Here is a 25,492-nt window from a genome sequence, read left to right as displayed (position 1 = left end):
CACGAGACCACCACACCGACGGCGTCAGACGTAAGGCGAGTACGCCGGAAGATCCAACTGACCGTTGCCGGACAGCCCGATCACGATCACCTCGGGTTCGGTGACGGCACGGGCGTGAGCGATAGCGCCGGCAACCGCGTGGGTTGATTCCGGAGCCGGGATGATTCCTTCGGCGCGGGCGAAAATCAGACCTGCCTGGAGTGCGTCGTCCTGATCGACGGCAATTGCATCCATGAGTCCGAGGTTGACCGCGTGCGAGACCATCGGCGACATGCCGTGGTAGCGGAGGCCACCGGCATGGATGGCCGGCGGTACGAAATCCTTACCCAGAGTGTGCATCTTGAGCAGCGGCGTCAGGCCGGCGACGTCACCGAAGTCGTAGCGGTACTCGCCCTGGGTGAGGGACGGGCATGCCGACGGCTCGCAGGCGACCAGACGAGTCTTGGTGCCTTCGCGAAGGTTTCGTCCCAGGAACGGGAAGGTGAGTCCGGCGAGGTTGGAACCGCCGCCGGCGCAACCGAACACGGTGTCGGGGACGGCGTCGCCGGCTTCTTCGAGCTGGACCATTGCTTCCTGACCGATCACGGTCTGGTGCAGCATGACGTGGTTCAGCACGCTACCGAGTGAGTAGTGCGTGTTCGGATCCTGCGCAGCGACCTCGACGGCCTCACTGATGGCCATACCGAGCGAGCCGGTGGTGTCGGGATGCGACTTCAACAGTGCGCGTCCGGCTTCCGTCAGGTCCGAAGGCGACGGGTGACAGATTCCGCCGTACGCCTCCATCTGGATGCGTCGGTACGGCTTCGAATCGAAGGACGAGCGAACCTGCCATACCTCGACGTCGAGTCCGAGCAGCGCGCCCGCGAACGACAGCGACGCACCCCACTGTCCCGCACCGGTTTCGGTGGTGAGCTTGGTGGTTCCCTCGATTGCGTTGTAGTAAGCCTGCGCGACAGCAGTATTCGGCTTGTGTGAACCGACCGGGCTCACGCCTTCGTACTTGTAGTAGATGCGGGCAGGTGTGCCGAGAGCGCGCTCGAGTCGATGCGCGCGGAACAGGGGAGAGGGCCTCCACATGCCGTAGATCTCGCGAACCGTCTCCGGGATCTCGATGTAGCGCTCGGTTGCGACTTCCTGCGCGATGAGGTTCATCGGGAACAGCGGCGCCAAGTCCTCGGGGCCGAGCGGCTCACGAGTGCCCGGATGCAGGTGCGGGGGAACAGGCTCGGGGAGGTCAGCCGCCAGGTTGTACCAGTGCGTCGGCACTTTCGACGGGATGGAGACGCCCAAAGGCTCGAGCGAACGGTTGAGTGGGGTGGTGGTCAACTAACTCTCCTTCGTGGATTCGGTACCTGATCTTGGCGGTCGTAGCGACGACGCGTACGGCATTTGCCGGATCGGGGATCCTGAGAGGAGCCTGCTGGACCACCCGATATCGGTCCGGGCAGCACGCAGTTGCGGCTGACCGTCAGCGGTCGGGCCACCAGAGGTGCGCAGTGAGCAGGGTCACGAGCCGATCGTACATCGGCACTCGCACCCTGCTCACGTCGGGCGCAGCTACATTCTCGCCATCCTCCGTCGGCGCGGCTACATTCTCGCCATCCTTCGTCGGCTCAGCGAAAAATCATGCACGTCGTGGTTCCATGCGCCACCAACTTGCCGTTCTTGTCGAGGACCTTGCCCTCTGCGGTCGCGGTGCGCCCGCCCACGTGAATGACACTGCCGTGGGCTGTCAGCTCGTCACCGTCGAGAGGCACAGTGCGGATGTAGTTGAGCTTGAGTTCGAGGGTCGTGTAGCCGACGCCCGCGGGAAGCATCGTGTGTACCGCGCATGCCCATGACCGAATCGAGCAGCGTTGCGCAGATGCCGCCGTGAACAGTGCCGAGCGGGTTGCTGAAATCGGCACGCGGGGTCAGGGCGAAGCTCACGGATCCTTCGTTGACCTCGCGCATCTCCATGCCGAGGAGGCGTCCGATGCTGGGTCGGTCGTTGACCTGCGTTCCCATCCAGCGGAGAAGTTCGAGGCCTGTCATCTGCGCCGGATCGACGGTCGCGGTTGTCTCGTCACTCATTGTTTCATCCCATCACTATGTAGGTCGTCATACATAACGTAGCGTATGAGTCGACAGGTGTACCGACGGCCGAAGGATCTGTGACATGGCAGAGCTGAGCTCACGTGATCGCATGATTCGCAGTGCGGTTGAACTGATCAGCCGCAACGGTGTCGACGCGACGTCCTTCAGCGACGTCATCAAGCACAGCGGCGCACCCCGTGGGTCGATCTACCACCACTTTCCTGGCGGTAAGACCGAGTTGATGGTCGAAGCCGTGCGCGCGGCCGGTGCGATCATCACCAGACGGATCAGCTCGGCTGCGGCTACCGGTTCCACGGCCGACGTGATCGAAGCGGTCGGAGACATCTGGCGACTCAATCTCACACGCTCGGACTTCGCGATCGGCTGCCCGGTGATTGCCGGCGGGTTGGCGCGTGCCAGTGAGCCGGAAGTCGCGGAAGTGTCGGCTGAGGTCATGCTGGGATGGCAGAAGTTGATCGAATCGCAACTCGAAACTGCGGGTTATCCTGCAGTGCAGGCAAAATCGATGGCAAACCTGACGATCACGTCGGTCGAAGGTGCAGTGGCGGTGTGCCAGACGACTCGAAGTATCGAGCCGCTCGAACAGGTCATCGCTTCACTGCAGGGGCTCTCTCGTTCTGAGGCTTGGTCCCGCTGAGCCTTCGGGGGTTGACTTCGGTCGTCAAGTATCCGTAACTTCATGTAACGGCTAATTGGGCAGGAGTAGGCGATGACACATTGGTTCGACCTCGAACCGCGTCGGTGTCGATTTCTTCGACACGGCACCGCATATCTTCACGTACTCGATCGATCTCGCCGCCGAACCTGACGCCGTCTGGGCCGGTCTGACCGCCGACGAGCCTTTGTCGTGGTGCCGACTGCTCACAAAAGTGCACTACACCTCGCCGCGCCCCTACGGCGTCGGCACGCGCCGAATCGCGGAGGTGGGCGGTGGTGCGATGCAGATGCGCGAAAAGTTCATCACCTGGGACGACGAAACGCGTCGGCACTCGTTTTACGTCGAACAGTCCAATGTTCCGCTGTTCCAATCCTTCGCGGAGGACTACCGCGTCGACGAGCTCGCAGTGGGTTCGAGACTGCAGTGGAATTTTGCATTCTCGCCGCGTCCGAAGCTGTCGCTCGCGGTGCGTGGCGGGCTACCGGTCAACTCACTGATCTTCTCGAGCTTCGTGCGCGATACCAAGCGGCACTTCGGTTCTGCGCCACGCCATTGACTTTCTTCCCTTCATACGAGAGGCATCCATGACCACACTCGGAGAATCGTTGACTTTGCCCTGCGGGCAGATCCTGCGGAATCGGACCATGAAAGCTGCGCTCAGCGAGGCTCTGGGTGACCGCACTCATGGACCGTCCACTCGCTTGGAAACGCTGTACGGTCGTTGGGGCAGTGGCGGGTTCGGTTTGCTGATCACCGGCAATGTCATGGTCGATCGATCGCAGATCGCCGAACCGGGTAATGTCGTCGTCGACGACGATCGTGATGCCGAAGCACTGACTGCCTGGGCCAAGACCGCCAAGAACGGCGGCGCCGAGATCTGGATGCAGCTGAACCACCCAGGGCGGCAATCCAACCCGATTGCCAGCAGAGGTAGACCGGTCGCCCCGAGCGCGATCGCGCTGAAGATTCCGGGAATGGCGACGCCGCGAGAACTCTCGACCGCTGAGATCGACGAGATCATCGACAAGTTCGCGGAAACCGCTCGCGTCGCCGAGTCCTCCGGCTTCGGGGGCGTGCAGATACACGCAGCGCACGGTTATCTTGTTGCGCAGTTCCTTTCGCCCTTGTCCAATCAGCGGACGGACGAGTGGGGTGGAGATCCTGAGCGTCGACGACGCTTTCTGATCGAGATCGTTCGGCGCATACGCTCTGCCGTTGCTCCGGGATTCGCGGTCTCGGTCAAGCTCAACTCGGCTGATTTCCAACGAGGTGGATTCTCGGAAGACGAGTCGCGAGAAGTAGTGCGCGCGTTGACCGAAGAGTCGGTGGATCTCATCGAGATCAGCGGTGGCAGTTATGAATCGCCGGCCATGATGGGTAAAGCGCAGAAGCAGAGCACTCGCGATCGAGAGGCATATTTCCTCGAGTACGCCGAGACAGTCCGAGCGATTGCCGGCGACATTCCCTTGGCGGTCACCGGCGGCTTCCGCTCGCGATCGGCGATGGTCGAGGCACTGGCTTCCGGCGCGTGCGACGTGATCGGCCTCGGCCGGCCGACGATCACGATCCCCGACGCGGCAACCGTTCTCCTGGAATCGGATCGGGAACGATTGACCGTGCCGACTGTTGAGTTCGGAGCGCGGAAGTTGTTGGGGAAGGTTGCCGACATCTCGATGCTCGACGGTGCACTCGACCTGCAGTGGCATACCGATCAGCTGCACCGGATGGGCGACGGAAGCGAGCCGGATCCGGCTCGGCCGTGGTGGAAGACCCTCGGAACGATGGTGAGGCGAAACGGATTCGATGCGCTTCGCCCCACCAAACGAGCGGCTTGATCAGTTCGGTGCACCGATGTTGAGTTCATCGGGATGCGCGCCGACGCGGGTGCCGTCGTCGAGCGTATCGATTTCGCTCAGGTCGAGATCGGTGAGTTCGAAGTCGAATACGTCGATGTTCTGAGCGATTCGAGCATCGTGTACGGATTTCGGGATGACGATCAGGCCGTTCTGAAGGTGCCAACGGATCAGGACCTGCGCGGCAGTCTTGCTGTGGCGGTCACCGATTCGAGTGATGATCGGGTCGGTGAGCAGGGTGTTGGGCTTGGACGCCTTACCCCAACCTGCGTTACTGGTACCGCCGAGTGGGCTCCACGATTCGACCTTGATCCCGTGCTCGGCGGCCTTGTCGCGAATGGCGTGCTGCGTGAGGTGCGGATGCAGTTCCACCTGATCGACTGCGGGCAACAATCCACCGCGTTCGACGAGAAGCTGCAGATGATGCGGCTCGAAGTTGCACACCCCGATTGCCTTGGCGCGGCCCGATTCCGCGATCTTTTCGAGTGCGTCCCACGTGCGGAGGAGTCGGTCGTTGTCCTGCAGAGGCCAGTGGATGAGGTAGAGATCGACGTAGTCGACGCCCAGCTTGTCGATGCTGGTGTCGAAAGCCTTCAACGCCGGCTCGTAGCCCTGATCCGCATTCCACAGCTTCGTGGTGAGGAAGATGTCCTCTCGCGCGACGGACGAGTTGGCGATACCTCGTCCGACGCCCTCTTCGTTTCCGTAGGCGGCAGCGGTGTCGATGTGCCGGTAGCCGGCCTCGTCGAGTGCGAACCGTACTGCATGCTCGGTTTCGTCGTTGGTGGCCTGCCAGACTCCGAGGCCGAGTTGCGGGATCGTGGTTCCGGAATTCAGCGTGATGTCAGGAATGCTCATGGATCAAGGCTAGCGATCTCGAGCTGTCCTTGCCTGGGTCAGAGCTGCCTGGGTCAGAGCTGCCTGGGTCAGAGAGTGGTAGCCGAGTACCCATGCGCCGCTGCAACACTGTCGGACAGGAGCAGGCCGTCGTGTGTGCTCAGACCTGACCCCAGGCCGGGAACTGTCGCGACCGCGTCCTTCCACCCCTTGTCGGCCAAGGCGACGACGTACGGAAGCGTCGCGTTGGTGAGTGCGTAGGTGGACGTACGGGGGACCGCTCCGGGCATGTTCGCAACGCAGTAGAAGACCGAACCGTGAACCTGGTACGTCGGATCGGCGTGCGTGGTCGCGTGTGAATCCTCGAAGCAGCCGCCCTGGTCGATGGCGATGTCGACCAGGACAGAACCCGGCTTCATACGCGCCACCAGGCTGTTGGAGACGAGAGTCGGCGCCTTCGCCCCGGGGACCAGCACTGCGCCGATGACCAGGTCGGCGTCGAGTACTGCCTGTTCGAGTTCGAGGCTGTTGGACGTGATGGTCTTGACCTGGCCGTGGTACAGTTCGTCGATTTCCCGCAGGCGCGCGATCGACAGATCGAGAACGGTGACGTCGGCCTGCATGCCGTAGGCCACGGCGATGGCGTTCTTGCCGGAGACTCCCGCACCGATCACCACGACCTTGGCGGGGCGCACTCCGGGGACGCCGCCCATCAGAACTCCGCGTCCGCCGCCGTGACGCATCAAGTGATAGGCGCCCGCCTGCGGTGCCAGGCGTCCGGCTACTTCACTCATCGGGGCGAGGAGGGGCAGTGAACCGTCGGAACCGACAACTGTTTCGTAGGCGATGGAGGTGGTCTTCGACGTCAGGAGCGCGTCGGTGCATTCCTTCGACGCCGCCAGGTGCAGGTAGGTGAAGAGCACCTGATCCTTACGGAGTCGTGAATACTCTTCTGCAATAGGTTCTTTGACCTTCAGGAGTAGATCTGCGTCCGTCCAGACCTGATCGGCAGATCCGAGGATCTGCGCGCCCGCGGCCTTGAAATCCTCGTCACTGAACGAGGAGCCGACGCCTGCACCCGTTTCGATGACGACCTCGTGCCCTCGGCCGACCAGTTCGTGGACGCCTGCTGGGCTGATGGCCACGCGGTACTCGTGGTTTTTGATCTCGCGGGGGATTCCGACCTTCATGACACGGCTCCGAACTGAGTCTGTTGTTTCTTCGAATGGCAGGTGCCAAGCATGAAGTTTCGTCGCCAGATAGTGAAGAGAAGTGAAGATAATTCTCTACGCTGTATGCATGGTGCGTGAAAGTTCAAAAATCGGTATTCAGACGGCTGCCTCGCCGAAGCATGTTCGGGCTGCCGTGAAGTTGGACGAGGTCGACCGGGTTCTGCTCGAAGAGCTGGCGAAAGACGCGAGGATTCCGAACAATGCGCTGGCCGCGATCGCGGGAATTGCGCCGTCGACATGCCTCGGACGTGTGCGCGCCTTGGTGGACAACGGTGTGATCAGGGGATTCCATGCGGACATCGACCCCGCCGCTCTAGGAATGGATCTGCAGGCGATGATCGCAGTTCGACTGCAGGCCAACGCGCGGTCGCACCTCAACCGGCTCGGTGACGACTTCGCCAAGCTGGACTCCGTGCTCAACGTGTATTTCGTGGCCGGTGTCGACGACTACATGCTGCACGTCGCAACGACGGATTCGGCGCAGTTGCGTGACTTCGTCGTCAACAATCTCTCGGCACATCCAGCGGTTGCTGCGACCGAGACGATTCTGATCTTCGAACACGTCAGGCCTCGAGGCGGTACTGCCTGATTAGTTCTCACCTGATGGCGGGTCGACGCCCGGACCAGGCGTTCTCGAGGAGTTCGCTCAGGCCCGGCGGGGTGATCTCACGCGGATTCGGATACGCGGCGGAGGTGGCGAGTTCGACTGCATTTTCGATTTGATCGTGACTCATTCCCAGTTCTCGCAGAGTGGTCGGTCCGCCGCACGAGGTGACGAGGTCGAAAACGCCGGTGGCGGCGTCGGATGCGCCCAGAGCAGTCGCTATTCGCGACATCACATCCGGGACAGCAGGCGCGTTGAATGCCATCGCGTGGGGGAGGACAACGGTGTGGGTGGGAGCATGCGGCAAACCGAAGCTGCCACCGAGGGTGTGGCACAACTTGTGATGAAGCCCCATACCGACCGTGCCCAAGCAGGTTCCGGCCAACCAGGCTGCTTGCAGTAGTTCGGCCCTACCTTCCAGATTTTTCGGATCATCGACAATGCTCGGCAGCGCACGGGCGATCCCGGAGATCGCCTCGATCGCCATCAAGTCCGTGATCGGGTTGGACTCGGTGGAGTACAACGCTTCAACCGCATGCGCCATCGCGTTGACGGCACTGGTGGCGGTGGTATCCAGCGGCAGATCGAGAGTGAGGTCGACGTCGTAGATGACGGTTTCCGGTCTGATGTGGGGAGAGGAGCGAGTTGTCTTGCGTCCGTTCTCTGTTTCACCCAACACCGGAGTGACTTCTGATCCCGCGTACGTTGTCGGAACGACGATCTGATCGAACCCCGCTCGTAGTGCCAATGCCTTGGACAACCCGGTTGCCGAACCGCCGCCGATCGCGACGACCGTGTCGACGTGATGGTTCTCGGCAAGTCTCAGCGCGGCTGTCGTGACTTCGATCGGAGTATGCATCACAGCGCCGTCGAAGCGGACCACCGCCATGTCGCCGAGAGATTCGGTCACGGCGGCGGCAACCGCGTCGAGTCGACGACTTGCCAGCACCATCACTCGGCTACGGCCGAGCCGCCGCACTTCTTCGGCGATCGTATCGATCATCCCTTGGCCGAAGACGATTCGAGCCGGTGAAGCGTCGTACGAGAAGGGCTTCATGTCATCCCTGCGAAACGGTGGCGTGCATTTCCCAGACGATGACCTCTGCCCCGGTATCGGAGCTGAGCTGCTGACCTCCGCCGCCGGACACGCGTACCGCGTCACCTTGTTCGAGCACTCCGACGCCTTCCATGGCGGCCTGACCGTCGGCGACAAAAACGTGCAGGAACGGTGCGTCGGGCAGGGTCACGGGCTGTCCGGGTTGCAGACGCGCAACGTGCATCGCGGCGTACTTGTTCTTGATCCGGATTGCCGAGTGATCGGCGTACGCGTCCATGCCCGACGCGACGGGAACCAGTCCACCGGCAAGCAATTCGGCGTCGATCTCCAACTGCTCGTATCCGGGCGTGATTCCGGCCTCGTCGGGGACGACCCACATCTGGATGAAGTGAACCGGGTCGCTGTGCTTGTCGGAATGCGCACCCGCCACGTCACCGAGTCGCCACGAATCGTTCTTCTCCGAATGCAGGATTCCCGTTCCAGCGCTCATCCGCTGGGCGAGACCGGGGTAGATGACGCCCGAATGCCCCATCGAATCCTGATGTACGAGAGAACCTCTCAGTACCCAGGTGACGATCTCCATGTCCTGGTGCGGGTGGGTGTCGAATCCCATTCCGGGCGTGACGATGTCGTCGTTGTTGACCAGGAGAAGACCGTGGTGAGTGTTCTTCGGGTCGTAGTGATTGCTGAACGAGAACGAGTGCTTCGAGTCCAGCCAGCCGGCATTGGACTTGAAGCGATCCCCGGATCGACGGATATCGAGGTTCGGCTGAGACAGAGTGGAGGTCATGGTGTGCCTTCCGAATGGTATGGGGGAGAGCAAGTTTTCAGAGGACGTGATTGCCGTACATCTCACCGAGTGGGTCTGCGATCAGTTCGAGTCGAGCGCCGTCGGGATCGCGGAAGTACAGCGAAACCTCACTGTGCTCGATCAGTTCGACGCCGGCCTCGGTCAGTCTGGTACGTAGCTTCGCCCACTTGGCAGGTTCGACGCTGATCGCGATGTGGTGGAGGCCGCCGAGTACTTCTTGGTACGGGCCCACGTCGAGTCCCGGGAAATCGAAGAAGGCCAGGAGGTTCCCGTTGCCGATGTCGAAGAAGAAGTGCGAAGACCCGGGATAGTCGCGGTTCTCGATCAGCTCGGTGAGAGGGAAGCCGAGGAGATCTTGATAGAACTTCACGGTTCGTTCGACGTCACTGCTGATCAGGGCCGTATGGTGCAGGCCGCGTGCGGTCGATGCGGGTCGTTTGTCGGCGGGGAGCAGATGTCGATCCCTGATCTCGGCCCGGCGTTCCTCGAACTGCACTGCGTTGTTGTCGCTCATAGCGCCCGCCTCTCGGTTGAACCTTCTCTTCGAACAGGTAGTTGACTGATCAACTACATTGAGAATAGATCATTTGATTTCGTTGTCAACTACTTCGGATATGCTGGTGTCATGGAATCGACGCGGTGGTTGAGCGACTCGGAGCAAACGGCCTGGCGGGCTTACCTGGACTCGACCCGACTGCTCCAGCGTGTTCTCGATCAGCAGTTGGTGCGAGACTCCGACATTTCGTTCACGGACTTCGAACTGTTGGTTGCTCTATCCGAAGCGCCTGGGCGGCAACTGCGCATGAGTGAGCTCGCCGATGCTGTGATGGCGACCCGAAGTGGTGTGACCAGGGCCGTCAATCGGCTGGTCGGTGCCGGGTGGGTGCGCCGGGTCGAGTGTGTCGACGACAAGAGGGGCGCTAATGCGGAGCTGACCGACTCGGGTGCCGAGAAATTGGCGTCGGCAAGCCCGGCGCACGTGGCCGCTGTACGGGAGAGCATGTTCGACCTGCTGAGCCCGCGAGATGTCGAGCGGCTGGGTGTGGTCTTCGGTGAGATGCGTCGGCACCTTCTCGAGGCCCAAGCAAGTAATTGACAGAGCAACGGCCCATGTCACGTAGTTGGTGAGGGCTGCGAACGGACTGCCATCATTGTCTGGTGACCCGTATTCGTATGTTCGCAACCGACCTCGACGGCACCCTGCTGCGCTCCGACCGAACGATTTCGGCGCGCACCGCGCAGGCCATGGAGAACGCGCGGCTCGCGGGGATCGAAGTTGTGTGGGCGACGGCCCGGGCCAGGCATTCGGTACACACGTTGGCGAGCTCGTGCGGATTTCGCGGTAAAGCTGTGTGTGCCAACGGAGCTGTCATTCTCGACCTGGCGGACGGGACTCCGGAGATCGTCGACACCGTTTCGATCGAAACATCTTTGGCTGCAACAGCTATGGAGCAGGTTCGTGCTCTGATTCCTGGCGTAGTGTTCGCGAACGTCGGACCCACGCAGTTCTTTGCCGAGCCGGAGTATGCCGCTCTGTGCGAGTTCGCGGACCATCACCGGCACCTGCACGAGATGGTGCTCGCCGATACGCTGCCGCTGGACGTGGAGCCGATGGTCAAGATCGTGGCCCGGCATGCCGAGGTTCCCAGCGCCGACCTGTACCGAACAGCGGTCGCTGCGGGTATCGAGGGTGTGGAGTTGACCCACTCCGGGGCCCCGTACATGGAAATGGCAGCGGCGGGCGTCTCGAAGGCCAGCGCTCTCGCGCAGTTGTGCGCGATCGACGGCATCGACGCGTCGGAAGTGGCCGCGGCCGGTGACGCCTTCAACGACGTTGCCATGCTGACCTGGGCCGGAACGGCTCTGGCGCCCGCCAACGCCAGAGCCGAGGTCATCGAGCTCGCCGACCGAATTTTGCCCACGAACGACGAGGACGGGGTGGCGAGCTACCTCGAAGAGCTGGTTGCGGGGAGCTAGTTCAGCTGCTGACGGCCTTGGGTCCGGTGCCGATACCGACTCCGCAGTCCGTCATGAATTCGGAGAAGACGCGGTCGAAGCGATCCGGGTAGTCAAGGTGCGGGAAATGTCCGGCGCGCTTGAAGATCTCCACCCGCCCCAGCGGTAGTTCGGCGCGAGCGTTCTCGGTGTGGGCGTTGGGGATGATGGTGTCTTCCTCACCCCACACCAGTAGTGCCTGCAGATTCTTGAAGTTGGCGAAATGCGGAGTGGCATTGACGGTTTGACCGTTGTAATTGATGACCGATCGTGCCGTCGCCAGAAATGCCTGACGCGTCGACGCGTCCGACACCGAAGCAAAGCTCTTACGGGCCTCACTCGCGCTGGCACCGAGCTTGAACAGGCCGACCTTGTTGAAAAGTCCGAGCGCTTTGTCTGTCACGTCGGTCAGCGTCCTCGACGCGAGGACGGGAAGTACCAGTTCGCTGCCGGGCAGAGTTGCTGCGCGCAGGAGTGGGCTCACCTCGGGGCCGAGTCCGCCGCTGGCTACCAGGCACAGTCGCTCCACACGCTCGGGGAAGAGATACAGCGTCTGCATCGCGATCCCACCACCGAGGGAGTGGCCGACCAGGGTGGCCGATGGAATGTCGAGGGCTACGAGAAGATCGCGCACAGTGGCGGCGTGAGCACTGAGTGAATAGTCGCCGGCAGGCTTGTCCGACGCACCATGTCCGAAGAGATCAGGGGCGATCACGCGGTAATGACGCGAGAGCGTCTCGATCTGCGGCTCCCAATTGGAGTGCGCGCCCAGTAGGCCGTGAATGAGCACCACAACGGGGCCACTGCCTTGGTCGACGTACTTGAGCTGGTCGCCGTGCAATACAACCGTCTGTAATTGGTCGGTTGCCATGATTGAACCTTTCGGAGCCGCCAGTGTCTGTGGCTGCTCGCGTGTTGTCGGACCGCACCCGCCCTGACGCGGATCCGCGGGTATTTGTGACCGGGAGTAACCCCAGTTCCCTCAGTATGCCCACCGAGGGGCCCGATGTCGTCGCCATCGGGCGTGTTGTGACGAACCGTGAGCCGTCGGCTGAGGGGAGACGTACAACTCACCGCCGCGTGTCGGCGCCGCTGATCAGGCGAAATCGACCAGTTTGCCGAAAGTGAGGTTGATGTCCCACGGTGTGACGCCCCACGTCTCGATCGCTGATACCGCGAAGATTCCGGCAGCCTCGATGGTGTCCTGTGAGGCTGGTGCCGAAACGGAAACGCCGGTTTGTCCGCTCGGAACCTCCGGCCAGACGCCGGTTCCGGCGGGCGCGGGGGTGGCCTCCATGACCGCGTTGGCCAGTCCCGATTCGTCGACGGTCGTGAAGAGGCAGTTCGGCTCGTGCGGAGCATCCCACCCGCCGAGTTCCGCGAGCCAGAATTCGCCACGTCCAGCAGCGGAGATCGCGACCGACGCGAGTACCGATTCGAGATCTTCCCAAGCGTCGGACGTCGGGGCCGACGCCTCGGTGAGCTTGAACGGTGCGGCAAGTGCAGTGCTGTCAGGGGAAGCGAAGCGCGGCTGCACAGTGAGGGCCTGGGTCTGGGTATCCAGAAACGCAACCTCTCGGAACTTGTTGTCCGGCAGGGTCGTACGGGCTACGAGACCGCGTCCCAACAGTGCGCCGAGCGCCGCGGGATCGTCGACGCTCCACAAGCGGGTCTCGTCCTCGGACCAGGTGCGGATCTTTCCGCCGACGACGGGACTGATCAGCACGGGCTCGAGGTTCGTAGTGCCTGTTGACTCGCTCACCGCTGGCTCCCCACCGCACGTCGTACCGCCGGACCGGTTCCGGGCGACGAGATAAGTATGCCGCCTCGCTGCTGTGCGCCTTTATTAACCGCCGGCGGTTAATAAAGGCGCACAGCAAGTGGTCACATATGCGTGCCGCCGTCGATGCGGATTTCCGTTCCGGTGACAAACGAGCCGTCCTCGGAAGCGAGCATCGCGATCACGCCGGCGACCGCGGACGGGGGAGCGAAACCCTCACCGATTGCCGGGGCCAGCTTGCCGAGCAGCGTGAAGTCGATGTCGGCCGGGAAGCCGGGATCGGAGGTCATGCCCGAAGCGATGCTGCCGGGTGCGACGGCCACGGCGCGAAGGCCCTGCTTGCTGTACTCGAGTGCAAGTGCGTGCGTGAAGGATTGGATTCCGCCCTTCGACGCTGCATATGCCGTCATATACGGGTGGGCGAAGGTGGCCGACGTGGAACTGAAGTTGACCACGACGCCTGCCCCGCTTTCGAGCAGTGCCGGCAGGGACTCCCTCGTCATGAGGAATGTTCCGGTGAGGTTGACGCCGATGACGGTGTTCCAGAAATCGAGTGTCATCTCGTGGGTGTGTGCGGAGCGCAGAATGCCCGCCGCATTGACCAGCACGTCGAGGCCGCCCAGAGCCTTGAGCGCAGCGCCGACCTGTTCGCGAACAGACTCTTCGCTGGAGATGTCGACCTTCACCGTGGTGAGGCGATCGGAGTGGCCGGCGTCCTTCGCGGTGTTCAGCGTCTGTTCGAGGCCGGTCTCGGAAATGTCGGCGGCGACGACGGTGCCACCTTCTGCCAGGATGCGGGCAACGGTGGCCTGGCCGATTCCGGATCCTGCGCCGCTGATGAGGACGCGCTTGTCGTCGAATCGATTCACGAGAAAACTCCGGTCTGTGGGATGGACAGCTGTCTGGTGACCGATTCTGCGCGATCCAGAGCTATTAATCTGCTGGGCATTCCACTGACTGGGCACCAGTGGTGCTTGTTCGCTCGCAATCCCGAGCGAACAAGCACCGACGTCTCCTAGAGGCCCGCTGCCTGCGCGAGGCTCGGCAGGTAGGTGCTCGGCTGACCGAAAAGCTGAGTGCTGCCGTGTGCACGCTTGAAGTACAGCTGAGCGTCGTGCTCCCAGGTGATTGCGATTCCGCCGTGCAACTGAACCGCTTCGGAGGTGATCTGCTGCAAGGCTTCCGAGCAGTAGACCTTCGCCACTGCCGCGTCGTCGGCCGACTGCGTCGCCACGGCGGCGTACGTCATCGACCTCGCCGTCTCGACCAACGTGTACATGTCGGCCATCCGGTGCTTGAGGGCCTGGAAAGAACCGATCGCGCGACCGAACTGCTTGCGCGACTTGGTGTATTCGACGGTCTGCTCGACGATCGCTGCGGCCGCTCCGACCTGTTCCGCGGACAAGGCGATCAGAACGACGGTTCGGATCCGATCGACCAGATCTTCGGACCACTCCAGTGGCCGACCACGAACACCGGAGAACGTGACCTCCGCCAGCGTTCGCGTCGGATCCATGGTGGGGACGCGTCGGCGGGAGACGCCTTCGGCCGCTGGATCCACTTCGTAGAACCCGTCGGCCGTGAGAACGAGCAGGGTGTCTGCGACGTGTCCGTCGAGGACGTACGACGCCGTGCCGGTCAACGCGTCTTCGGTTGCCTCGACGCCGAAGGTGCTCCAACCCGCGGCACCTGCCCAGCACAGAGCGAGCGTGCTCTCGCCGGACGCGACACCGGGCAGCAGTCGCGAGCATGCGTCGTTGTCACCGGAAAGCAGCAGTGCCTGTGCGGCAAGAATCGCCGAACCCAGCATCGGTGACGGGGTCAGCGTGCGGCCCAATTCCTCCTGGACCACGTGTACCTCGCCCAAACCTGCTCCGACGCCGTCGAACTCCTCCGGAATCGCCAACGCGGCGACGCCGATCTGCTCGCACAGCTTGCTCCACAAAGCGGCGTCGTAGCCGATCTCTGTGGTGATGGCGGCGCGGACGGCAGCGGAGTCGGAATGCTTGCTCAGGAGATCGCGTACCGATGCGCGCAATGCTGCCTGGTCTTCGGTGTCGATGCTCATGATGCAACCAGCGCTTCGACGACGCGTGCGCGATGCTCGGACGGTGTGCCCCACGCGGTGAGCAGCGCCCGTACCTTGGTGAGCCACAAGGAGAGATCGTGTTCCATCGTGTAGCCGATGGCGCCGTGAACCTGGAGTCCGACGCGAGCGGCCTTGTACGCAGCATCCCCGCACGCGACCTTGGCCGCAGAGATGTCACGCGAGGCGTCGGCCGACTGATCGCGAACCGACAGTGCGGCGCCGTGCAGCAGGGGGCGAGCCATCTCGAGGGAGACGGCAACCTCGGCCAGGTGGTGCTTCATGGCCTGGAACTGTCCGATGACCTTGCCGAACTGCTTGCGCTGCTTCGCGTATTCGGTGGTGACCTCGAGCAGTGTCTGGCCCAGGCCCTGCAACTGCGCGGCAGTGGCAAGAGCGCCCATGTCGAAGGCGGCCGAGAAGTCGGCGGAGCCCAGCGATTCGCCGGCTGAAACCTCGTAGAGCTTGCGGGAGAGATCCACCGATGCCTTGGCTTCGCCAGGGACGCCGAGTGATACGGCACCGTCCTGCGCGAGCAGAACCAGATCCACCGCATCGGCGTCGAGCGCGAACGGTGTGCGCGGGGGAGCTGCGACAGTTGCCAGCGAACCCTCGGCGAGAGCAGAGAGACGTTCCGGTGCAACGGAGGCCAGGAGCGTCGGCGCCACGGCGATGGTCTCGACCACCGGTCCGGGTACTGCGTGCCGACCGAGCTGTTCGAGCGCAACGACCAGGTCGACGGCGTCGGCGCCGAGTCCGTCGTGCTCTTCGGAGATGACGAGACCGTTGACGCCGGTCTCGGCGAGGCGCTGCCAGAGCTTCTTGCCCGGCTCGGTGTCACCGTCGTTCCACGAACGGATGACGGCGGGCATGTCGGACTTGGTCAGCAGTGCATCGATGCTTGCAGCGAAGTCCTGGTGGGAGGAGTCGAGCGCGAATCTCATCGGTCCGCCTTCGGTAGGCCGAGCAGACGCTCAGCGATGACGTTTTTCTGAATCTCGTTGGTGCCTGCGTAGATCGGGCCGGACAGGGAGAACAGGTATCCGTCCATCCAGTTGTCGGCCAACTCGGCTTCAGGGCCCTGAAGTTCGAGAGCAGTCTCGTGGGTGGCGATATCCCACTCGGACCAGAAGACCTTGTTGATCGAGGACTCGGCGCCGAGCTGTCCACCGTCGGCCAGACGGGTGACGGTGCCGAATGTGTTGAGTTGGTAAGCGCGAGCGCCGATCCAGGCGTCGGCGACCTGGTTGCGCAGAGCGCTGTCGTCGGTGCGTCCGCTGGACTTGTACAGCTCGAGCAGGCGGTCGACGGTGGCGAGAAAGCGGCCGGGGCTGCGCAGCGAGAGACCACGCTCGTTGCTCGCGGTGCTCATCGCGACCCGCCAACCTTCGTTGACGTTTCCGATCACACCCGACTCACCTGGGTTGGCCGGGTCGTCCGGAACGAAGACGTCTTCGAGGAAGATCTCGGCGAAGCCGGGCTCACCGTCGAGCTGATCGATCGGGCGAACGGTGACACCCTTCGACCGGAGGTCGAACATGAAATACGTGATGCCCTTGTGGCGCTGCGCATCCGGATCGGAGCGGAACAAGCCGAAGCCCCAGTCGGCGTAACTCGCGCGTGAGCTCCACGTCTTCTGACCGTTGAGCAGCCAGCCGCCGTCGACCTTCTTCGCACTCGAACGCAGGCTTGCGAGGTCGGAACCGGACTCGGGCTCGGACCAGGCCTGGGCCCAGATGTCGTCGGCACGAGCCATGCGCGGCATGATGCGAGCCAACTGCTCGGCATTTGCATGCTCGAACAGTGTGGGAGCCAACAAGAAGATGCCGTTCTGGCTTACGCGGCCGGGCGCGCCCGAGCGGTAGTACTCCTCCTCGAAGATGACCCATTCGAGCAGGGACGCATCGCGTCCGCCGAGTTCCTTGGGCCAGGAGACGACGGCGTAGCCGGCATCGGCGAGCGTGTGCTCCCACTGACGGTGCTCTTCGAAGCCTTCGGCGGTATCCATCGACTTCAGGGGAGTCGCGGGCACATTCGCTTCCAGGAACGAGCGAACCTCGTCACGGAATGCGGTTGTGGCGTCGTCGAATACGAGATCCACTAGTTTGTTCCTTCCTGCGGTGCGCGAGCACTGGCAGCCATAGCTTTGGCGTCGAGACCACCAAGCGAGTCTTTGCCGACTTCGGCGTTGTGAGCGTGAGCGAAGTGATGCAGACCGAAGACGGAGTCGATGCCGTTGCGCATCCCCATCTGATCCTCGCACTGATTGACGGCCTTCTTGGTCAAAGCCAGTCCGAAGCGCGGCATCTCGGCGATACGTCCGGCGAGCTCGAACGTCTCCTTCTCGAGATGCTTGCGGGCGACGACGCGGTTCACCATGCCGATTTCGTATGCACGTTGCGCGGTGAACCGATCGCCGGTGAAGAGCATTTCCTTGGCGAATCGTGAACCGACCATCCACGGGTGCGCGAAGTATTCGACGCCGGGGATGCCCATGCGGACAACGGGATCGGAGAAGAAGGCGTCGTCGGCCGCAACGATCATGTCGCAGACCCAGGCGAGCATGAGCCCGCCGGCAATGCAGGCGCCTTGCACCATCGCGATGGTGGGCTTGGGGATCTCCCGCCAACGGCGGCACATGCCCAGGTAGACCTCCATCTCGCGGGCGAAACGCTGGTCACCGCCTGGCTTGTCGACGTGATCCCACCACATGGTGGCCTTGTTCTCGTACTCGACGTGATGGTCGCGTCCCGGAGTTCCCAGGTCGTGACCGGCACTGAAGTGAGGTCCGTTGCCTGCCAGGACGATCACCTTCACCTCGTCGTCTTCGACGGCGCGCTGGAATGCCGCGTCGAGGGCGTACGTGACCACCGAGTTCTGGGCGTTGCGGTAGTCGGGTCGATTCAAGGTCACGACGGCGACCGAGTCACGAACCTCGTAGGTCACGACGTCGGCTTCGAAGGGAACGGTCATGATTGTTCCTCGCGCAGAACCGTTTTGAGGACCTTGCCCGAAGGGTTACGAGGCAGGTGATCGACGAAGCGCACCTCGCGAGGCACCTTGAAGCCTGCGATCTTCTCCTTGAGGAAAGCGATCACCGACTCTTCGGTGAGGCCGGCACCGTCGAGTTGGGCGATGTAGACGCGGCCCACCTCTCCCATCCGGTGATCGGGGATGCCGATGGCAGCAGACTCGTGGACGCCGGGCAGGCGAGCCAACATGCCCTCGATCTCGGCGGGGTAGACGTTGAATCCGCCGCTGACGTACATGTCTTTCAGACGGTCGGTGATGTCGAGATATCCGCGCTCGTCGAGGGTTCCGACGTCTCCGGTGTGCAGCCAGCCGTCGACGTCGATTGCCTTGGCGGTGGATTCCGGGTCGTCGAGGTACCCGAGCATGACGTTCGGTCCGCGAAGCAGGATCTCGCCTTGGTCGCCGATCTTGACCTCGAAATCGGCTGTCGCGCGGCCGGAACTGGTGGAGACGGTGACCGGGTCGTCGTCGGTGCGGCACATGGTCGCAACCACTGCCTCGGTCAAACCGTATGCCGTGAGGACGGCGTCGAAAAGCTCTGCTTGCATGCGCTCGACGAGAGCAACCGGCACGGGTGCTGCGCCCGTGATCGCGATGCGGAGCGAGGACAGGTCGTATTCGCTGCGGCGGGGATGATCGAGGATGGTCTGGTAGATCGTCGGGGCGCCGGGCAGGATGCTGATCTTCTCGCTGCTGACCAATGCGAGGGTGTCGTCGATGTTGAAGACGGACACCGGCACGATCGTCGCACCGTTCAACAGGCAGACCAGGATTCCGGCCTTGTACCCGAAGGTGTGGAAGAACGGGCTGATGATGAGGAAGTTGTCGTCGGCGGTGACCTCGGCGCATTCACCCCACGACTTGGCGACAGCGATGGACTGACGATGCGCGGTGATCGCACCCTTGCTGCGCCCCGTGGTGCCGGAGGTGAAGAGGATGTCGCTGACGTCGTCTGGCTGCACCTTCGCAGCACGCGCGTCGGCTTCGGTGCGGGCGGCGTCGGTGGCGAGCGCGAGGAAGTCCTCGAACTCGATGACGCCGTCACGGTCGTCGTCCCCGTCGATCGGTACCTGGATGACGGTGGGGATCCTCAGGTCCGGATTGGCGTCGAGCAACTGCTGGTACCGGTCGGCCTTGAGGAACGTGCCGACGACCACCAGGGCAGCTGCGTCGACGCGCTCGATGATGTCGAGTGCTTCGGTGCCGGTGTAGCGCGTGTTGATCGGGATGATGGCTGCGCCGGCGTACTGAGCGCCGAGCAGGGCGATCACCCAGTGGTACGTGTTGGGCGCCCAGATGACGACGCGGTCGCCTGCCTTCACCCCACGGTTGATCAGTGCGCCGGCGAAATCGCGGACGCGCTGATGTAGCTGTGCGAAGGTCAGTCGGGTGTCGCCATCGGCGATAGCCGCGCGCTCACCGAACTCCTCGGCGGCCCGGATGAGGGCTGATGGGATGGTTCTCGGTTGTTCGGTCACTGGACTCCTACCTGACACGCTACCTAGCAAGTGCTTGGTAGGTTATCTTACATATGTGGACCAGAGCGAGAGCCCGGACGGGCAGATGACGGACGACGAGTTTGCGGCCACGGTCGCGCAGTGGTTGGCCGAGAACTTGACGGGCAAATTCGCCCAGCTCAAGGGTAAGGGCGGCCCCGGCAGTGAGCACGAGTTCTTCGAGCAACGACTCGAGTGGGACAAGCACCTCGCAGCGTCGGGGTGGACGTGCCTCGGGTGGCCGAAGGAGTTCGGCGGGCGGGGAGCAAGCATCTCCCAGCAGGTCATCTTCCATCAGGAGTACGCGAAGGCCGGTGCGCCCGCTCGCGTCAGCCACATCGGTGAAGAGCTGCTCGGCCCGACGCTGATCGCGTACGGCACCGACGAGCAGAAGCGCCGATTCCTTCCTGGCATCAACACGGTCAGTGAACTGTGGTCGCAGGGCTACTCCGAGCCCGGCGCCGGTTCCGACCTCGCGAACGTCTCCACGACCGCACGCCTCGAAGACGGCAAGTGGATCATCAACGGCCAGAAGGTGTGGACCTCACTGGCTCACGTCGCGCAGTGGTGCTTCGTGGTCTGCCGCACCGAGGTGGGCTCCAAGCGTCACCAGGGGTTGAGCTTCCTGCTTGTCCCGTTGGATCAGCCCGGTGTGACAGTTCGGCCCATTCAGCAGCTCACCGGCACATCGGAGTTCAACGAGGTCTTCTTCGACGACGCCGTCACCGATGCCGATCTGGTGGTCGGGGAACCCGGCGAGGGCTGGAAGATCGCGATGGGGCTGCTCACCTTCGAGCGCGGTGTATCGACGCTCGGACAGCAGATCGGATTTGCCCGCGAGCTCCAAGGCGTCGTCGACCTGGCGAAAGCCAATGGCAGTGACCAGGATCCGCACATTCGCGAAAAGATCGCCCGCGCGTGGGTCGGACTGCGCGTGATGCGCGCCCACGCGATGCGCACTCTCGACGCGGTCGACGCCGGAACCGGTGGCGGAGAAGCGTCCGTCGCAAAACTGTTGTGGGCCAACTGGCATCGTGATCTGGGACAGCTGGCGATGGACGTGCAGGGTGCGTCGTCGTTGGTTGCACCGTGGGCGGATTCCGAAGGCAATGCCTCGGACATCACCGATCCCGAGCACCTCGAGCTCGACGAATGGCAACGCCTCTTCCTCTTCACCCGCGCCGACACGATTTACGGCGGCTCCAACGAAATTCAGCGCAACATCATTTCCGAGCGCGTGCTCGGTCTTCCCCGAGAGGCCCGTTAATGTCTGACACCAAAGCCGCGTCCCCGCTTTCCGTTGCGCCGGAGGAAACCCCGGGCCACGGACTGCTCGCGGGCAAGAAGGCGATCATCACCGCCGCAGCCGGAACCGGCATCGGTTTCTCCACTGCGCGCAGGGTGCTTCTCGAGGGCGGCGACGTTCTCGTCTCCGACTTCCACGAGCGTCGACTCGGCGAGACGGTGGAGAAGCTGAAGGCCGAATTCCCCGGTCAGCAGGTCGAATCGATCATCTGCGATGTATCGAGCACCGAGCAGGTCGACGCGTTGTTCGTCGGCGCCGCCGAGAAGTTGGGACGTATCGACATCGTCGTCAACAACGCGGGCCTTGGCGGTGAAACTCCCGTCGTCGACATGACGGACGATCAGTGGGATCGCGTTCTCGACATCACCCTCAACAGCACCTTCCGTTCGACGCGCGCCGCCCTGCGGTACTTCAAGAGCGTTCCCCACGGCGGTGTTCTGGTGAACAACGCGTCCGTTCTCGGTTGGCGCGCGCAGCATTCCCAGGCGCACTACGCCGCAGCCAAGGCCGGCGTCATGGCGCTGACTCGGTGCAGCGCCATCGAAGCAGCGGAGTACGGAGTCCGTATCAACGCGGTCTCGCCTTCCATTGCGCGTCACGCGTTCCTGGCGAAGGTCACCAGTGAGGAACTGCTCGACCAGTTGGCTTCCGGTGAGGCCTACGGCCGCGCCGCGGAGGTCTGGGAGATCGCAACGGTCATCGCGATGCTCGCCAGCGATTACTCCACCTACATGACCGGCGAGATCGTCTCCGTTTCTTCGCAGAGGGCCTAGCGTCCCCGTGCGCGGTTAAGGAGTCCCTGGACTCGCTGACCGCGCACAGGGGAAGGCCCTGGATAGGATTGAATACATGACGCCACCTCGAAATTCCGACGAATCAAACGGCAAGTCCGGGCGCCGCGACGAGCTGCTCGAGATCGCGGCGGGGCTCTTCGCCGATCGCGGAGTGCGCGCGACGACCGTCCGCGACATCGCCGACGCCGCCGGGATCCTGTCCGGCAGCCTGTATCACCATTTCGATTCCAAGGAGTCGATGGTCGACGAAATCCTGCACCAGTTCCTCGACGAACTCTTCGGAAAATACCGCGAGATCGTCGCGGCGGGGTTGGACAGTCGCGCGACGCTCGAAGCACTGGTCGTGACGTCGTACGAGGCCATCGACGCCTCACATTCGGCTGTGGCGATCTACCAGGACGAGGTCAAGCACCTCGTCGGGAACGAGCGCTTCGCTTACCTGGCCGAGCGCAACACCGAATTCCGGGACCTGTGGGTCGGCGTCCTCGAAGCCGGCGTCGCGGACGGGACCTTCCGCTCCGACATCGACGTCGAATTGGTCTTCCGCTTCATGCGCGACACCGTGTGGGTCGCGGTTCGCTGGTACCGCCCGGGTGGATCCCTCTCGGCGCACGCCGTCGCGGCTCAATATCTCGCGATCGTGCTCGACGGGCTCTCCGATCCGGCCACAACTTCAGACGCTATTGCTGAATCAACTTCAAGAACTATTGCAGCACAACGAAACTAGGAGCTAACGCTATGTCCGAGGTTTACATCGTCGACGCCATTCGCACACCGATCGGCAAGAGGGGCGGCGCGCTGTCCGGCGTGCACCCCATCGATCTCGGTGCGCACGTCGTCAAGGCACTGGTCGAGCGCACCGGTATCGACCCCAGTGACGTCGACGACGTGATCTTCGGTTGCGTCGACGCCATCGGCGGCCAGGCCGGCAACATCGCCCGTATGTCCTGGCTCGCAGCGGGATTCCCGGAGCACGTTCCCGGGGTGACCGTCGACCGTCAGTGCGGTTCGAGCCAGCAGGCAGTGCACTTCGGCGCTCAGGCCATCCTGTCGGGCACCGCGGATCTGATCGTTGCCGGCGGCGTTCAGAACATGAGCCAGATCCCGATCTCGGCAGCGATGATCGTCGGTCAGCAGTACGGATTCGACACGCCGACTTCGGGTTCGGTCGGTTGGACCGAGCGCTACGGTGACCAAGAGGTCTCGCAGTTCAAGGGCGCCGAAATGATCGCCGAGAAGTGGGACATCAGCCGCGAAGAGCTCGAGAAGTGGGCCCTGCAGAGCCATGAGCGCGCCAAGGCTGCAATCGCCGCAGGTCGCTTCGACAACGAGATCGTTGCCATGGGCGACGCGACCGTCGACGAAGGACCCCGCGAGACCAGCCTCGAAAAGATGGCGACGCTCAAGGTTCTCGTCGAAGACGGACGCATGACCGCAGCAGTGGCCAGCCAGATCTCCGACGGTGCGAGTGCGCTGCTGCTGGCGTCGGCGGAAGCGGTGGAGAAGTACAACCTCAAGCCCCGCGCCCGGATTCATCACCTCAGCGCACGCGGCGACGACCCGATCTTCATGCTCAGTGCGCCGATCCCGGCCACGAAGCATGCTCTCGCGAAGGCCGGCCTGAGCATCGAGGACATCGACATCGTCGAGATCAACGAAGCTTTTGCCCCGGTCGTCCTGGCCTGGATCAAGGAGATCGGCGCAGATCCGGCCAAGGTCAACGTCAACGGCGGCGCGATCGCACTCGGTCACCCGCTCGGCGCGACCGGCACCAAGCTGATGGCAACCCTGCTCAACGAACTCGAGCGCACCGGCGGTCGTTATGGCCTGCTGACCATCTGTGAAGGTGGCGGCACCGCGAACGCGACGATTATCGAGCGTCTCTGACGCCTTGCTGTGCGCCTTTATTAACCGCCGGCGGTTAATAAAGGCGCACAGCAGTTAGTTGTTCGGCACATCCGCAACCTTGATGTCGAAGTTCGCACTTTCACCGTCAACGCTGGTCACGGTAGCTGTGACGTCGTATTCGGTGCCCTGCTCGGTCAGGATGCACGTGATCGATGCGCCGACTTCGGCGTCGAGGTTCTCCGGACACGTCACGTCGTCGGGTGGCTCGCCGATCTTCTCGGCTAGTTGAGTGGAGATCTGACTTGCGACTTCGGACTTGTCCACTTGCGGCGTCCCGACGCTTGCCGAGCAAGCTCCCGTGGCCAATGCCGCCGAGAGCAAGACGATTCCCACTGCAGGCCTCTTTGTCATGTGAACTCCCAGGGTGCGCCGGTGCTCGCTGCTGCCACCTCAGGGATTACCGCATTCGGGACTGTTCAACCGAGTTGCGCGACGCAGTTTTGCGAGGTCAGCGTCGGCGGACCGTCAAGTTGAAGCCTTCGGGCATCAGGGTGAGCCGTTCGGCTACCTTCAACTCGTAGTCCGGATCGGCCTCGATCGTGTATTTCTGCAAGATGGTGCCCAACACGAGGACCGCTTCGTGAATGGCGAATTGTCTTCCGATGCAGGCGCGTTCACCCGTTCCGAATGGCTTGTACACGTGCGCCGGCCTGGCTTTGATGTTGGCAGGCAGGAAGCGATCCGGATCGAACGCCTCGGGATCGTTGCCCCACACCGGATCACGATGAAGTGACGGGATGAGCACGAGCATCCAATCGCCCTTCTTCATCGGATACTTGCCGACGAGCGTCGTGTCTTCGAGCGCCGCGCGGCCGTAGGCGGGAGCCGTCGGCCACAGACGCAATGATTCGTCGAGGACGCGTCGTACGTATCGAAGTTTCGCGATCTTCTCGAAGGCGGGCTCCTCGCCCTCCCATACCTTGTCGACCTCGGCTTGCGCCGTGGCCAGCACGTCAGGGTTTCGTGACAGGTAGTACAGCGCGAACGACAATGCGCCGGAGGTCGTTTCGTGTCCGGCGACGAGGAAGGTCACGACCTGATGGCGGATGTTCAGTTCGTCGATACGGTTGGGATCGTTTTCGCGTGCCGCCCGCAGCATCAGTTCGAGAAGATCTTCGGGCCCCGGTTCGGTGCTTGTCCGCCGGGCACGGATCACTTCGTCCACAACCTCGGCCATGTACGCCTTGCGGACCTCGTCACGTTGATCGGCGCGACGTGCGAGCACTCGCCCGAGGGCGGTCGACTTCAGGAACGTCGTGCGCTGCGAATGGGAGAGTGCGCCGACCATTGCCTTGACGAACGGATGCTGTTCTTCACGTTCGAAGGAGTCGAATGAGTAGCTGAATCCAGTGCGTCCGATGGTCTCCAGCGTCAGCTTGGTCATGTCTGCGGAGACGTCGATGGGGGAGTCACTTTCACGACTGTCCCAATGGTCGACCAACTCGCCGGCCACGTCGAGCATGGTGCGGTGGTACGAGCGCATCGCAGTCTGGCTGAACGCCGGTGCCAGGAGATTGTGCGCCTTGCCCCAGTTGGGTTCGTGGTTGTACGCCGTGAACAGGCCGTCGCCGCCGATTCCGCGGAGTGCTTTGACTCCAGGTGCAAGGTGCTTCGCGAACCGGGACTCGTCGGACAGTTCTGCCACCATGTCCGCGCCCGAGGTGAAGACGAAGCGATTTCCCAGGACATTTCTCTCGAAGATCGGGCCGAGTTCGCGGCCGATGCTCACGGAGTTCTGCAGCGGTGTCCGGATATTGATCCCGAGAACGTCCCCGAGGACCGGCAGGCGCCACGCCGGATGCGGGATCCGAGCATCGGTCGTCGCCTCTGGAGTGGTGTCGACGCTCATTGTGTGTCCCCCGGGGTGAGATCGCTTACTGAATTGATGTCTAGTACGCAAAGTACGCCTTACTGAATCGGTGTCAAGTAGTAATCTGACTTGCCT

General features: G+C 62.9%; 26 protein-coding genes and 1 pseudogene. 10 read left to right on the top strand and 17 right to left on the bottom strand.

Annotated features, from left to right (window positions below; genetic code table 11):
• Window positions 1–24: 24 nt before the first annotated feature.
• Window positions 25–1,326 (bottom strand): TrpB-like pyridoxal phosphate-dependent enzyme, encoded by a 1,302-nt coding sequence (locus ABIE52_RS17465; RefSeq protein ID WP_003945451.1) that lies wholly within the window; start codon window positions 1,324–1,326, stop codon window positions 25–27.
• Window positions 1,327–1,613: 287 nt separating this feature from the next.
• Window positions 1,614–2,073 (bottom strand): annotated as a pseudogene (locus tag ABIE52_RS17460) (PaaI family thioesterase).
• Between the two features lie 85 nt (window positions 2,074–2,158).
• Here ABIE52_RS17460 and ABIE52_RS17455 point away from each other — a divergent pair.
• From ABIE52_RS17455 to ABIE52_RS17445, 3 genes are all read left to right on the top strand, one after another.
• Entirely contained in the window at window positions 2,159–2,734 is a 576-nt protein-coding gene (locus ABIE52_RS17455; RefSeq protein WP_007734151.1) for a TetR/AcrR family transcriptional regulator, read from the top strand.
• Between the two features lie 79 nt (window positions 2,735–2,813).
• Window positions 2,814–3,311 carry an SRPBCC family protein gene (locus ABIE52_RS17450; protein WP_354541580.1) on the top strand — a complete coding sequence of 166 codons (498 nt, stop codon included), beginning with the start codon at window positions 2,814–2,816 and terminating at the stop codon, window positions 3,309–3,311.
• A 28-nt stretch (window positions 3,312–3,339) separates the two neighbouring features.
• Window positions 3,340–4,590, top strand: a complete 1,251-nt coding sequence (locus ABIE52_RS17445; protein ID WP_007734160.1) for an NADH:flavin oxidoreductase/NADH oxidase family protein — start codon at window positions 3,340–3,342, stop codon at window positions 4,588–4,590.
• On the opposite strand, the gene ABIE52_RS17440 is transcribed toward ABIE52_RS17445, so the two are convergent.
• Window positions 4,591–5,466 (bottom strand): aldo/keto reductase, encoded by an 876-nt coding sequence (locus ABIE52_RS17440; protein ID WP_007734162.1) that lies wholly within the window; start codon window positions 5,464–5,466, stop codon window positions 4,591–4,593.
• A gap of 68 nt (window positions 5,467–5,534) precedes the next feature.
• Complete coding sequence (gene ald, locus ABIE52_RS17435) at window positions 5,535–6,635, bottom strand: alanine dehydrogenase (protein ID WP_003945541.1); 1,101 nt, start codon at window positions 6,633–6,635, stop codon at window positions 5,535–5,537.
• A gap of 109 nt (window positions 6,636–6,744) precedes the next feature.
• On the opposite strand from ald, the gene ABIE52_RS17430 reads away from it, so the two are divergent.
• Entirely contained in the window at window positions 6,745–7,266 is a 522-nt protein-coding gene (locus ABIE52_RS17430; RefSeq protein WP_019746936.1) for an Lrp/AsnC family transcriptional regulator, read from the top strand.
• Between the two features lie 7 nt (window positions 7,267–7,273).
• On the opposite strand, the gene ABIE52_RS17425 is transcribed toward ABIE52_RS17430, so the two are convergent.
• Genes ABIE52_RS17425 through ABIE52_RS17415 form a run of 3 tightly spaced genes read right to left on the bottom strand, consistent with a single transcriptional unit; the run spans window position 7,274 to window position 9,663 of the window.
• Window positions 7,274–8,338 carry a maleylacetate reductase gene (locus ABIE52_RS17425; RefSeq protein ID WP_192711937.1) on the bottom strand — a complete coding sequence of 355 codons (1,065 nt, stop codon included), beginning with the start codon at window positions 8,336–8,338 and terminating at the stop codon, window positions 7,274–7,276.
• Window position 8,339: 1 nt separating this feature from the next.
• Complete coding sequence (locus ABIE52_RS17420) at window positions 8,340–9,128, bottom strand: pirin family protein (RefSeq protein WP_020906267.1); 789 nt, start codon at window positions 9,126–9,128, stop codon at window positions 8,340–8,342.
• Window positions 9,129–9,165: 37 nt separating this feature from the next.
• Window positions 9,166–9,663, bottom strand: a complete 498-nt coding sequence (locus ABIE52_RS17415) for a VOC family protein (RefSeq protein WP_007734170.1) — start codon at window positions 9,661–9,663, stop codon at window positions 9,166–9,168.
• Between the two features lie 111 nt (window positions 9,664–9,774).
• Here ABIE52_RS17415 and ABIE52_RS17410 point away from each other — a divergent pair, with 111 nt between their 5' ends.
• Window positions 9,775–10,245 carry a MarR family winged helix-turn-helix transcriptional regulator gene (locus tag ABIE52_RS17410; RefSeq protein WP_042449445.1) on the top strand — a complete coding sequence of 157 codons (471 nt, stop codon included), beginning with the start codon at window positions 9,775–9,777 and terminating at the stop codon, window positions 10,243–10,245.
• 62 nt (window positions 10,246–10,307) lie between these two features.
• Complete coding sequence (locus tag ABIE52_RS17405) at window positions 10,308–11,126, top strand: HAD family hydrolase (RefSeq protein ID WP_003945542.1); 819 nt, start codon at window positions 10,308–10,310, stop codon at window positions 11,124–11,126.
• A gap of 1 nt (window position 11,127) precedes the next feature.
• Here ABIE52_RS17405 and ABIE52_RS17400 read toward each other — a convergent pair whose 3' ends face one another.
• The 8 genes from ABIE52_RS17400 to ABIE52_RS17365 all read right to left on the bottom strand — a co-directional run bounded on the left by ABIE52_RS17400 (window position 11,128) and on the right by ABIE52_RS17365 (window position 19,521).
• Window positions 11,128–12,015, bottom strand: coding sequence for an alpha/beta fold hydrolase (locus ABIE52_RS17400; RefSeq protein WP_161120944.1), 888 nt, complete (start codon window positions 12,013–12,015; stop codon window positions 11,128–11,130).
• Between the two features lie 225 nt (window positions 12,016–12,240).
• Window positions 12,241–12,906, bottom strand: a complete 666-nt coding sequence (locus tag ABIE52_RS17395; RefSeq protein ID WP_073512013.1) for a hypothetical protein — start codon at window positions 12,904–12,906, stop codon at window positions 12,241–12,243.
• A gap of 122 nt (window positions 12,907–13,028) precedes the next feature.
• Window positions 13,029–13,793, bottom strand: coding sequence for an SDR family NAD(P)-dependent oxidoreductase (locus tag ABIE52_RS17390; protein ID WP_054827265.1), 765 nt, complete (start codon window positions 13,791–13,793; stop codon window positions 13,029–13,031).
• A 146-nt stretch (window positions 13,794–13,939) separates the two neighbouring features.
• The gene (locus ABIE52_RS17385; RefSeq protein ID WP_136471303.1) at window positions 13,940–14,992 is read right to left on the bottom strand and encodes an acyl-CoA dehydrogenase family protein; all 1,053 of its coding nucleotides are present in this window, start codon (window positions 14,990–14,992) and stop codon (window positions 13,940–13,942) included.
• Complete coding sequence (locus ABIE52_RS17380; protein ID WP_007734178.1) at window positions 14,989–15,954, bottom strand: acyl-CoA dehydrogenase family protein; 966 nt, start codon at window positions 15,952–15,954, stop codon at window positions 14,989–14,991. Before ABIE52_RS17380 ends, ABIE52_RS17385 begins: the two co-directional genes overlap by 4 nt.
• Window positions 15,951–17,111 (bottom strand): acyl-CoA dehydrogenase family protein, encoded by a 1,161-nt coding sequence (locus tag ABIE52_RS17375; RefSeq protein ID WP_007734181.1) that lies wholly within the window; start codon window positions 17,109–17,111, stop codon window positions 15,951–15,953. Before ABIE52_RS17375 ends, ABIE52_RS17380 begins: the two co-directional genes overlap by 4 nt.
• Window positions 17,111–17,983: an enoyl-CoA hydratase gene (locus ABIE52_RS17370; RefSeq protein WP_007734183.1), complete on the bottom strand. Its 873-nt coding sequence runs from the start codon at window positions 17,981–17,983 to the stop codon at window positions 17,111–17,113. The genes ABIE52_RS17375 and ABIE52_RS17370 overlap by 1 nt, the downstream gene beginning before the upstream one ends.
• The gene (locus ABIE52_RS17365; RefSeq protein WP_021332413.1) at window positions 17,980–19,521 is read right to left on the bottom strand and encodes a FadD3 family acyl-CoA ligase; all 1,542 of its coding nucleotides are present in this window, start codon (window positions 19,519–19,521) and stop codon (window positions 17,980–17,982) included. The genes ABIE52_RS17370 and ABIE52_RS17365 overlap by 4 nt, the downstream gene beginning before the upstream one ends.
• A gap of 55 nt (window positions 19,522–19,576) precedes the next feature.
• Here ABIE52_RS17365 and ABIE52_RS17360 point away from each other — a divergent pair, with 55 nt between their 5' ends.
• The 4 genes from ABIE52_RS17360 (at window position 19,577) to ABIE52_RS17345 (ending at window position 23,526) form a co-directional block, all read left to right on the top strand.
• Window positions 19,577–20,806, top strand: coding sequence for an acyl-CoA dehydrogenase family protein (locus ABIE52_RS17360; RefSeq protein ID WP_007734188.1), 1,230 nt, complete (start codon window positions 19,577–19,579; stop codon window positions 20,804–20,806).
• On the top strand, window positions 20,806–21,618 hold the full coding sequence (locus tag ABIE52_RS17355; RefSeq protein ID WP_003945582.1) for an SDR family oxidoreductase: 813 nt from the start codon (window positions 20,806–20,808) through the stop codon (window positions 21,616–21,618). The genes ABIE52_RS17360 and ABIE52_RS17355 overlap by 1 nt, the downstream gene beginning before the upstream one ends.
• A gap of 76 nt (window positions 21,619–21,694) precedes the next feature.
• Window positions 21,695–22,366, top strand: coding sequence for a TetR/AcrR family transcriptional regulator (locus ABIE52_RS17350; RefSeq protein WP_003945807.1), 672 nt, complete (start codon window positions 21,695–21,697; stop codon window positions 22,364–22,366).
• A gap of 11 nt (window positions 22,367–22,377) precedes the next feature.
• On the top strand, window positions 22,378–23,526 hold the full coding sequence (locus ABIE52_RS17345) for an acetyl-CoA C-acetyltransferase (RefSeq protein WP_003945727.1): 1,149 nt from the start codon (window positions 22,378–22,380) through the stop codon (window positions 23,524–23,526).
• A gap of 54 nt (window positions 23,527–23,580) precedes the next feature.
• On the opposite strand, the gene ABIE52_RS17340 is transcribed toward ABIE52_RS17345, so the two are convergent.
• Window positions 23,581–23,898, bottom strand: a complete 318-nt coding sequence (locus tag ABIE52_RS17340; protein WP_020906277.1) for a DUF4333 domain-containing protein — start codon at window positions 23,896–23,898, stop codon at window positions 23,581–23,583.
• 97 nt (window positions 23,899–23,995) lie between these two features.
• Entirely contained in the window at window positions 23,996–25,396 is a 1,401-nt protein-coding gene (locus ABIE52_RS17335) for a cytochrome P450 (protein WP_192711938.1), read from the bottom strand.
• Window positions 25,397–25,492 lie beyond the last annotated feature (96 nt).

Source organism: Rhodococcus sp. OAS809 (assembly GCF_040546695.1).
In the GTDB taxonomy this organism is placed as follows: domain Bacteria; phylum Actinomycetota; class Actinomycetes; order Mycobacteriales; family Mycobacteriaceae; genus Rhodococcus_F; species Rhodococcus_F qingshengii.
Note: the sequence above shows the minus strand (reverse complement) of the source record. Positions and strands in the feature narration are given on the sequence as shown.